Consider the following 9211-nt stretch of genomic DNA (forward strand, 5'->3'; position numbering starts at 1 on the left):
TAATAAAGCGAACAATGTTCGCTTTATTTTATTTTAGAAAATCATTTTTGATTTGCATTGCTCTTACTTTGTCACTATCAGGTGTTTCCTTAAATCTAAATTCCCTGTCATAGCTGTATTTATTATCTTTATAAATCGAGAAAACATTATTTTGGTAGGATTTCTTGTTTGATAGAACATACCATTTTAAACGGTAGAACCCTGATTCCATGTTTGTAAAATTAAAATCCCCACCTGAATTTACCAAAGCTCCCGCCGATAATTCCTCTACATTTTGACTTGGTGGGGTGTTGAGTGGGCGCATGTGATACAAGTAAACGATAATGTTTGATTTACTCATACTGTTATTAATGTTGATATTTATACTACCGTTATTATATTTTTGAGGAATATCCCCGATTAACCCGCTTTGTAGTGGGATCGGTTTTCCATTTGGCAAAATTATTTCTTGGTGGTAGCTGATAGCATTCTGATCGCTATCAGGGGTAGGGCTATTGCTAGTAGCTGTATCTTGGTTTTTGGCAGCTTCTCTTTCTGTACGAATACCTTGAAGATTATTTGGGCCGAGATAAAAAGGGTTAATTATTTCACCATCTTCAAGGATCACAGGTGTGTTATCTGCTGCTGTATTGTTGGGCTGTTGGTTATTGGGTTGTTGATTGTTGCTCGGTGTACTTTGTTGCCCTGATTGGTACTCATTTCTTGTGGTGTTTTTAGGGTGCTTAATTTTGTACATAATCAGGTAAACAGTTAAGACAATAATAAAAAGCAATATTATTGCAATGATTGCACTTCCCTTTTGATGCTTCATAACTGTTTATCAACCAATCTTCTAATGCAATTTATTTTATTTTTAAAAAATCATTATAGCAAGATTGCGAAATGGCTCTAAAGCGAGTTTTTATTTGCGTTCACGTGGTATATATTATATAATTCTTAAAAGTATTAGTGTTTTAGGTGATTCGTATGATCGAAAGAGCGAAAGTTAGTTGGAGTGGTTTTATTTCTCTAGATGGGCGTGATGTTAATGAAAAACGCCTTGATCTACTTGATGCATTCCGTTCAGCAAATGAATCTAAGCGTGTTTTGGGTGAAAAAGGTGGGTTGGAAGTTGCTTCATCTAAATTGGATTTTACGTGGCGCACATACGTTGGTGATGCTTTATCCTATTTGATGAAAAACTCTGATTCCAAAGAGGTTGCGGAGTTATTAGTCCGTAATGGTTATTTGGATATTAACGGTTATGTTCGGGCTGCTGCTTCTTTTGGTCTTTCTCGACAAGAGGCAATGTCGTCTTTCCGTAAAATTACCTTAGAGGGGAAAGCTTGATGCAAGAGTTAAATTTGAATAATGTTGTTAAAGGCAAAGATAACACGCATAACTCTCGTCACCGAACTCCACGTAAGGCTATTGGTTTGAGTTACGATGTTGAATTGAGTGATGAACATGCATTAGCTTTGTCTTATTGGCTTGACGCAAAATTAGCTACGCCGTTAGTGTGGTTGATTTTGGATGAATTAGCGGAAAAGGGCGAGGATGCTATGCAGTTCGTCCAAGATGTTGATGCTAAAACATTGGCTCAAAGTATCCTTGATAAACTTAAATCGGGGAAATAAATTTTAATTTATTTTAATTTATTTTAAATGAGGATTAATGATCCTCATTTTTTTTATTCATTTTTTAATTAATTTTATTGAAATGTTTTTAAAAAAATAATGTTTTATTTTTGGAAATTTTATAGAATAAATAATTAAATATTAACTCTTGGCTTACGAGTTTATGAAGATCATTAAATCTTTCGTACCGATTTTGGCTATGCTTCTTACCACAGCCTCTTTTGCTGATTTTTCAGGAAAGGTTGTTGAGGTTGGTGATGGTGGTCGAATAGCTGTAGATACAGGGAAGCAAACAGTACAAGTTAATTTGCGCTCATTGCTTACACCTTTTCCAAATCAAAGTGTTTATGATCAGGCAAAAATTGTAGGTGAGAATATTTTTCTTGGACGCAATGTTTCTGTCGTGACTAAGAATAAGATTGGGGATCGTTGTATTAGCGGTGAGGTATATAGCAACGGAATTAATCTAAATGAAACCCTCTTAATGACAGGTTATGCTTGGATTTTTGATCAGAGTGCAGCTACGCAGCGATATTTAGATATTGAAGCTCAAAATCATTCGGCAAATATTGGGTTATGGAACCCCGACTATCATTTCTTGTTTTCATCAATTCCTGATGATGCTTCGCAATTGCTAAGTAGTTGTATTGTTCAGGGTATTCCTGTTACTGATGAGAAAGATCAAAAAGCTTTTTATGCTGAAAAACATAGATTCACCTTTACGTTATGGGTTCAGGTTTTTGTTTTTAGTTTGATTTTTGGTGTTGCTCTTTGGGTGTTTATATTTTGGTTTGATAACAAAGGCTTTTCTATTTCTATTTTGCCAAAACGTAAAAAGAAAAAAGGTGATGGGTTATGATTTTTTTAAAAAAATATTGGATGATCTTTTTGTTTTTACTAGAGATCATTGTTTGCATGATATTTAGCAAAACCCCTGAAACTGCTTTTTCTCAAAATATTGTTAAAACCTCAATTGCATCTGTATTTGTATTTTTACCTGTTGTTGCTTTCTTGGCTGTATTTCGCTCGGTATCAAAAAATAGCTCTGTGAAATTGTCACTTTATCAGATCGGGTTTCTAATTTTATTTATCTTGTTTATGTTGGATTTGGCATTTGTTTCAGATCGGGTACTCAACCATTTTGGTTATGACATAGATAAGCTTTATACGAATATTGGTGTCTTTGTTTTATTCTTTATCTTTTGGTTGGTGCAACATGCCTTTTTTGCGGTTCCTTTCGTAAAAAACCTTAAGCTTAGAACTGCTGTTGTCTGATTTTATCTGAATTGTTGTAAAACCATGCTTTGTATTTAATTGCATGGTTGGAGTTTAAAATGTCTGAATCTGTTTTTAAGTTATTTGAGTTCATCAAGGTGCAGTTTAGTAAGGATCAGCAATTACAGCTTGCCACATTGATTATGAATAACTGTTCAGGCTTATCACCTTCGATTACTGATATTAAGCCTACTTCCAAGCCTATTCCTGTTGAAGTCGAACCTGAAATTACCATTCCTTCGGAACATCTAAACCAACTAGGGCAATTAAATATTGAGCCTACTTACGTTGATCGGGAAAAAAGCTCGGATTTGATTCTAAGTGAAGAACCTCGAAAGGTTGGTAGTGGTAATGGCGATACTCCTAAAGTTGATTCCTTTAAGTCAAAGAGGGGAGTTTCCGTTTCTTATGTTGAGATAAAGTCCAAAATACAAACAGCGAAGCCTAAAAATAAAGTAAAGCTTGAGGCTTTTTTGAAGAACCATTTTGTTGTTTCGGGGGGTATTCAGGACAATACTCTCAATCAAGTTATTGCACGGTTGGTTTCCGATAATATTATTGAATTTGATTCGGAAAATAGAATAAAGTGGGAAGAAGAAGCCTAAAAGAATGCCTACTTAAAGTAGGCATTTTTTTTATTTGAAAAAACTTTTTGACGCTTGGGTTGGGAATTTATTGGTTATAACCACCTTACTAAAATGCTTTTTTAAGTGGTGGCTTTCTAGGCTATGAAAGACCATTGCTTGCTTGGCTATCGCCATAAGAATGCTTTTATTTTTCTTTAGAAAGGTGTCGATAATTTTGGTGTGTCGCTCGAAAAGCTTGGATTCTAGAATTTTGTTTGTTTGCATTTGTGCAGGGCTGCTAGGTTGCTCTGTGTATGCGATTTCATGTTGAAGTAAAAAGTTTGTAGCTAGTGATTGCCATTTATCAAAATCGGATGCAGAGCCTTGTATGTGTTGTCCGTAAACTAAGATTTCACTACGATTTCCCGCAATAGTCATAAGCATTTCCCACTCTTGAAAATCTTTTGTTTTTAGATTTGGGATTTTTCCAATGACAAGGCCGTAAGAATCCTTATTTATATTCATTGCTTTTTCATAGAGGTATATATTTAGTTGTTCGGGTGTAGGATTGAAATAAGCGTAAGTAATTGCATGTCCCGCTTCATGCACCGCAATTTGCAGTTTTCTTTTATGTGTTAATTTGCTTGTTAAATCCTGATTGGTACTCATTTTTTGATAAAACTCATACCCTCTTAAGGCAAAAATATTTATCACGGTAATTAGTGTTATCGCAATGGTGTTGAATACGAGTAATGCTAAATGTACAGCCGATTTTGGTTCAAACAAAGCGTGTTCAGGGCTTTCGATCTTAAAGATAAAGACAATAAGGGCTAGGACTAAATAAAGCTCTAAAGTTGATAAGAGTGCGATTGATCTTAAGTACGGCGTTCCTTTAAAAAAGGGTAGTACAGTGAGTAGCACAAGTCCTAATGGCATAAGAGGAACAATAGCCCAAGATAAATCCCAAGCTACCGACTTATTGATTACAAGGCTTCCAAATACGCTTAGAATAGCTAAAAGGGCAGCGCAGATTCTTATATCAAATGCAATGAATGGTGCGTACCAAGAGGCAAAGAACCCCTCATAGCCATATTTAGAGCCTATATATATGCCGTAAGTGTTCCAAGCGCAAAGAAAAAGTATTAAATATAATGATGACTGAATATCTAAACCTAAGAAATATTTTATAATCAATAAGGACGCAGCATACCCCAATCCTATATTGATAGCCCATAACAATATCTTTTTCATTAAATAACTCAAATATCTTAAATAAATAAATATTAATTTAATTATAAAGAGATTAAAATAAATGGTATAGGTTATTCTTAGAGAAATGGGTTTATTAGAATATGCAGAATCGGTTAGAGAATTTTATAAATGAGTTGTTTTCTTATGAGAATGAAATAATTTCAAAATTGGAAGAAAGTTCTATAAGCCTTGAGAATTTGCCTGAATTACTTATAACTCATAATGTTGTAATAAATGCCATTGTGAAGAATGTTGAAAACTTTAGAAAATTACCGTTGTTTCGTCAGGATAATTTTGCGTGTTTAGCTGCATGTCAAATTAGCCCATCTCTGTTGGCTGAAATCCCATCGGAAAGAAGTGCATGGGTGAACAGTAATATTAAGACCCCTATATTGAAGTTCTTTGATGATGTGCTGAAAACAAAAAATATCTGCATAAAATTTATCGAAATTAACTATCACAATGTTGTGTATCTACCACAAGTGCTAACTGCTGATAGAGCCTTTATTGAGTATTTATGTGGGGTAAACCCATATATCTTAAGAGCCTTAGATGATGGTCTGATTGACCGTGAGTTGTGTGATATTGCGATTCAATCTAGTTCTTTCTCATTGGATTGTTTGCCTGAAAAATGGCGTGATAAAGAAAGCTGTGATAAAGCATTCGCTAAGAATTATCGTGAACTTGTTGGCTTTCCAAAAGATTTGGTTGCGTACCATTACGTCTATAGTGCTTTACAGCAATGTAAGCAAGATGAGGCGAAGCAACTTATTAGCTTGTTGGTTGCTGATGAATGGGATGAGCATTTAATCTTAGAGGCAATCAAAAAGGATTCATCAATTCTTAGTGCTGTTCCTACTGAAAAAATTACATACGAATTGATGTTTAAATTAGCTGATTTTATCGCTCGGTATGAGCATCTTTATCACGTTCCTGAAAGTATCTTTAACGCCAATCTTGCGTATAAATTGGTTATGGCTAACCCTCTTTTACTAGGTGGTGTGCCTGTTGAGTTTAGAGATCGTGTCCTATGCTTAAAAGCGGTTGCGATTGATGGTATGGCATTGCAGTTTGCACCTAAAATCACGCAAACAGATGAAATGTATCATGTGGCGGTTGCTAATAATGGTTTGGCATTGCGCCATGTTCCGCAGCCCTATCGTGATGACACGATCCCTAGTGTGGCTATTAAACAGAATGGTGAAGCAATTAAATACTTGCCCGACTACAGTATTAACGAGGTGTTGTGTCGTGAAGCTGTCTTGCAGAATCCACATGCGATTTTCAGTATTCCTAAGCAGTATCAGAGCCGAGAACTTTATGATTTGGCTATTAAAACGATTCCACAGGTATTAAAACTAATCCCACAGGATTCTAGAACAGTTGATCAGTGCATCAAGGCAATTGAAGCGAAAAAAGACTTATTTGATTATGTGCCGTTGAGTGTTCGTGAGAACTCACGGTTTGTAGCGATAGCAGAAAGTTTAGGTTTGATGAAGCGGATTGAGGATTATAACTAATGGATAAAATTAAAGAGTTTCTTAGAAAGCTAGGCTTTTTATTATTCAAGAGCAAATATTCTCTACGCATCCTGATCATGGGATTTATCATTTCATTCGGCGGTATTGCTTATACCTCATGGCTTAATTATTCGGAAACTGCAAAAGTAGCTGCTAGTGATTCTATATACAAAATAAAAGTCGTTAAATCTGTTTTCTCTTTGCGTGATGAGAATCTTGATAAGGTTGAGAAGATTGTTGTTGTTTCCCCGAGTTATTCATCAAACAAAGATATTTTGGTGAAGTATAAGGGTGCAACGACAGTTGATGTGTATAAGTCGGTTAGCATTGAGGAATTTGAGTTATTTAATCAAAATGTGATTGGTACATACATCAAAGAACAGCCAAAAACAAAACTTGATATTAAATTTGTTCCTAGCTATGACTTGGTTCCTAAATTACTTGAGCTTAAAGGTAAGCCTGAACAATCGTTTACAAAGATTGATAATCCTAATGTTCAGCGTGGTGGTGGTGGTATTGGATCATTTCTATTTAACCTTATGTTTATGGGGATGATGCTTTACGGATTTATCTTTTTCCGTAACCAAACTAGATCAAGCTTTAATATCGTTCATCCAAAGGATATTACAGATCACTTGGATGACTTGGTTGGTATGGAAGATATTAAGTCTGAATTGAACCAACTTGAGGAAATGGTCGTACTTCAAGATGTGTATCAGCGTTATAACGTAAAGAAAAATTTTAACGTCATGCTTACAGGCCCCGCAGGGGTTGGTAAGACCAAGATCACACGCTGTTTGGCTAAAAGCCTAAATATTCCTTTGATTTATGCGTCAGGTTCGGGATTGGAAACAGGTTACGTGGGTGGTGGGCCGAAAACATTAAGACAGCTTGTTAAAGAAGCTGAAAAGCATGATCGCTCAATTATCTTCCTTGATGAAGCTGAAAACCTGTTACAAGATCGGGTAGGTGGTCGTGTTGAAAAATGGGAACGTGAAACGAACAATACACTCTTATCGTTGTTGGATGGTGTAAACACATCGAAAAGTGAAATTATTTGGATCATTGCTTCCAACTTGGATGAAAGCAAAATGAAAGTGGATGAGGCAATGTCTAGACGCTTTCAGTTGAAGATCAACTTCCGACTTCCAAACTTTGAGGAACGCAAAGAGATTATTTCTCGATTGCTTTCTAGAATGGATGAAAACACCACAGAGCATGATTTGGATGTATCTAAACTCGCTTCTATCTCAAGTGGTTTAAGCCCCGCTTTGTTGGAAAATACCTTAAGTCGGGCAAGCTTGATTGCGATCAAAGAAAATACATTGGTTAGTAATTCTATTTTATTCCGTGCATTTGAACGTGTGACTGTTGGTTTGGCAGATCGTAAAACAACAGAAAATCTTTACGAGCATCGTAAGTTGATCGCACGACATGAAGCGGGGCATTTTATAATGAAGCTTCATCATGCGCTTACTCAAGCGGGACATGATTTGAGTAAGGTTAAAGAGTTGATTGATGTTATTAAAATCTCGACTGAATCTATCTCAAAATACAATGCGCTTGGTTTTGTATTGAGTAAAGAAAAGGAACTAAAGCTTAATACTCTAAGCGAATATGAAGCGGAAATTACCCAACTTTACGGCGGTATGGCGAATGAAGAAATCTATTATAGTTCTGTCGGAGTAACGGCAGGGGCGCATAATGATATTGAAAAGGTCAGTCAGCTTCTTAGAGTGATGATTGGTGAGGTTGGTTTTTATCAGGATGCAAAAATCAACTATTCGGTTCTTTTAGATCAAAAGGGTTTAAGCACAGCACAAGTAAGCTTAATTGAGCGCAAGTCGCTAGATTTATACAACCAAACAATGTCTATATTGCAGTTGTATAAGTGGTTTACTGATGCATTAGTGGATAAGTTAATGGATGATTATGTGATTGATATTGATGAAGCGTTAGCTCTTTATAGTTCAGTCCTTGATCAAAAAACATCACTCTCTAAGCCCCAAGTAGCAGCAAGCTAAAGCGGGTATAAAAAAAGGCATATTTCGATATGCCTTTTTTTATGGTCTAAGGTTCTACTTGCCTGTTGAACCGAATCCACCTTCGCCACGATCCGAGCTATCAAGATCATCAACTTCTACAAAGTTAATTTTTGGAATTGGTAAAATCAGGATTTGGCCAATACGCTCCCCGACTTCATATTCATTTTCGTTGTAGATGTATTCAACAGCATCACCTTCATTTTTAGGTGAAATTGATGCCACAGGTTTAAACTTAAAGAAAACCTCACCACGATAACCGCTATCAATCAAACCAATGCTGTTGGCCAATGCTAGGTTTTTTTTGCTAATGCTTGAACGAGGCATTAAAAATGCTGCATAACCCGCAGGGATTGAAAGAGCTAGACCTGTTCCGTAGCTAATGTTACCCGCATCATCATAGCTTTTAGATGTTGCAGTTACATCTAATCCCGCATCACTTTCATGTGCATACTTAGGGATGATTGCATTGTCATTAAGACGTTTGATTTTAATATCCATTATTGGTTCCGTTGGTAGGTTGAATAATATCGAAAGTTGATTATCACAAGTGTTTTACATTATACATTAAACATTATTAAAACCATTGAAAAGTTAAGGAAACATTATTGAAGATTAATTGAATATGCCTATTTTGTTTATTGAATGTTCCGTATTTTTTGGTTAGTTGTTGGTATAATATGACCTTATGGTGATTTGCGGAATAATTAATAATGGATATACAAGTTCTACAATTAAATACCCATAGAGATAATTGGGCTAGGGTTTGTAACTGCTAATTGAAATCTACTTATTTCTATACTATTATATACAACATGAGTAAATATGTAAGCATTAGCGTTGCAGCTAAAACATTAGGTGTTTCCATTCAAACATTAAGGCGTTGGGATGAAGAAGGCACTTTGGTTGCAGATCGAACCCCTAAAAATCATAGACGATAT

The 9211-nt window shown here is 35.6% G+C and carries 11 protein-coding genes; 8 read left to right on the forward strand and 3 right to left on the reverse strand.

Going from position 1 to position 9211, the window contains the following annotated elements; translation table 11 throughout:
- Nucleotides 1-28: 28 nt before the first annotated feature.
- The gene (locus ACSC97_RS05890) at nt 29-811 is read right to left on the reverse strand and encodes a hypothetical protein (RefSeq protein ID WP_436659848.1); all 783 of its coding nucleotides are present in this window, start codon (nt 809-811) and stop codon (nt 29-31) included.
- A gap of 155 nt (nt 812-966) precedes the next feature.
- On the opposite strand from ACSC97_RS05890, the gene ACSC97_RS05895 reads away from it, so the two are divergent.
- The 5 genes from ACSC97_RS05895 (at nt 967) to ACSC97_RS05915 (ending at nt 3496) form a co-directional block, all read left to right on the forward strand.
- Nucleotides 967-1329 carry a hypothetical protein gene (locus ACSC97_RS05895; protein WP_436659850.1) on the forward strand — a complete coding sequence of 121 codons (363 nt, stop codon included), beginning with the start codon at nt 967-969 and terminating at the stop codon, nt 1327-1329.
- Nucleotides 1329-1616, forward strand: coding sequence for a hypothetical protein (locus tag ACSC97_RS05900; RefSeq protein ID WP_436659851.1), 288 nt, complete (start codon nt 1329-1331; stop codon nt 1614-1616). Before ACSC97_RS05895 ends, ACSC97_RS05900 begins: the two co-directional genes overlap by 1 nt.
- A gap of 163 nt (nt 1617-1779) precedes the next feature.
- Nucleotides 1780-2475: a thermonuclease family protein gene (locus ACSC97_RS05905; protein WP_436659853.1), complete on the forward strand. Its 696-nt coding sequence runs from the start codon at nt 1780-1782 to the stop codon at nt 2473-2475.
- Between the two features lie 56 nt (nt 2476-2531).
- The gene (locus ACSC97_RS05910; RefSeq protein ID WP_436659855.1) at nt 2532-2891 is read left to right on the forward strand and encodes a hypothetical protein; all 360 of its coding nucleotides are present in this window, start codon (nt 2532-2534) and stop codon (nt 2889-2891) included.
- A 59-nt stretch (nt 2892-2950) separates the two neighbouring features.
- On the forward strand, nt 2951-3496 hold the full coding sequence (locus ACSC97_RS05915) for a hypothetical protein (RefSeq protein WP_436659857.1): 546 nt from the start codon (nt 2951-2953) through the stop codon (nt 3494-3496).
- Between the two features lie 30 nt (nt 3497-3526).
- On the opposite strand, the gene ACSC97_RS05920 is transcribed toward ACSC97_RS05915, so the two are convergent.
- A complete protein-coding gene (locus ACSC97_RS05920) occupies nt 3527-4708 on the reverse strand; it encodes a hypothetical protein (protein WP_436659859.1) in 1182 nt (393 codons plus the stop codon).
- Nucleotides 4709-4809: 101 nt separating this feature from the next.
- Here ACSC97_RS05920 and ACSC97_RS05925 point away from each other — a divergent pair, with 101 nt between their 5' ends.
- Complete coding sequence (locus ACSC97_RS05925; protein WP_436659861.1) at nt 4810-6228, forward strand: hypothetical protein; 1419 nt, start codon at nt 4810-4812, stop codon at nt 6226-6228.
- Nucleotides 6228-8252 (forward strand): AAA family ATPase, encoded by a 2025-nt coding sequence (locus ACSC97_RS05930; protein WP_436659863.1) that lies wholly within the window; start codon nt 6228-6230, stop codon nt 8250-8252. The genes ACSC97_RS05925 and ACSC97_RS05930 overlap by 1 nt, the downstream gene beginning before the upstream one ends.
- A 54-nt stretch (nt 8253-8306) precedes the next feature.
- Here the strand turns inward: ACSC97_RS05930 and ACSC97_RS05935 are convergent, their stop codons facing one another.
- A complete protein-coding gene (locus ACSC97_RS05935; RefSeq protein ID WP_436659865.1) occupies nt 8307-8771 on the reverse strand; it encodes a dUTP diphosphatase in 465 nt (154 codons plus the stop codon).
- Between the two features lie 314 nt (nt 8772-9085).
- Between ACSC97_RS05935 and ACSC97_RS05940 the strand changes: the two genes are divergently transcribed.
- A partial coding sequence (locus ACSC97_RS05940; RefSeq protein WP_436659867.1) for a MerR family DNA-binding transcriptional regulator occupies nt 9086-9211 on the forward strand: 126 nt, incomplete at its 3' end.

This window comes from Acinetobacter sp. P1(2025), assembly GCF_051390655.1.
In the GTDB taxonomy this organism is placed as follows: Bacteria; Pseudomonadota; Gammaproteobacteria; order Pseudomonadales; family Moraxellaceae; genus Acinetobacter; species Acinetobacter junii.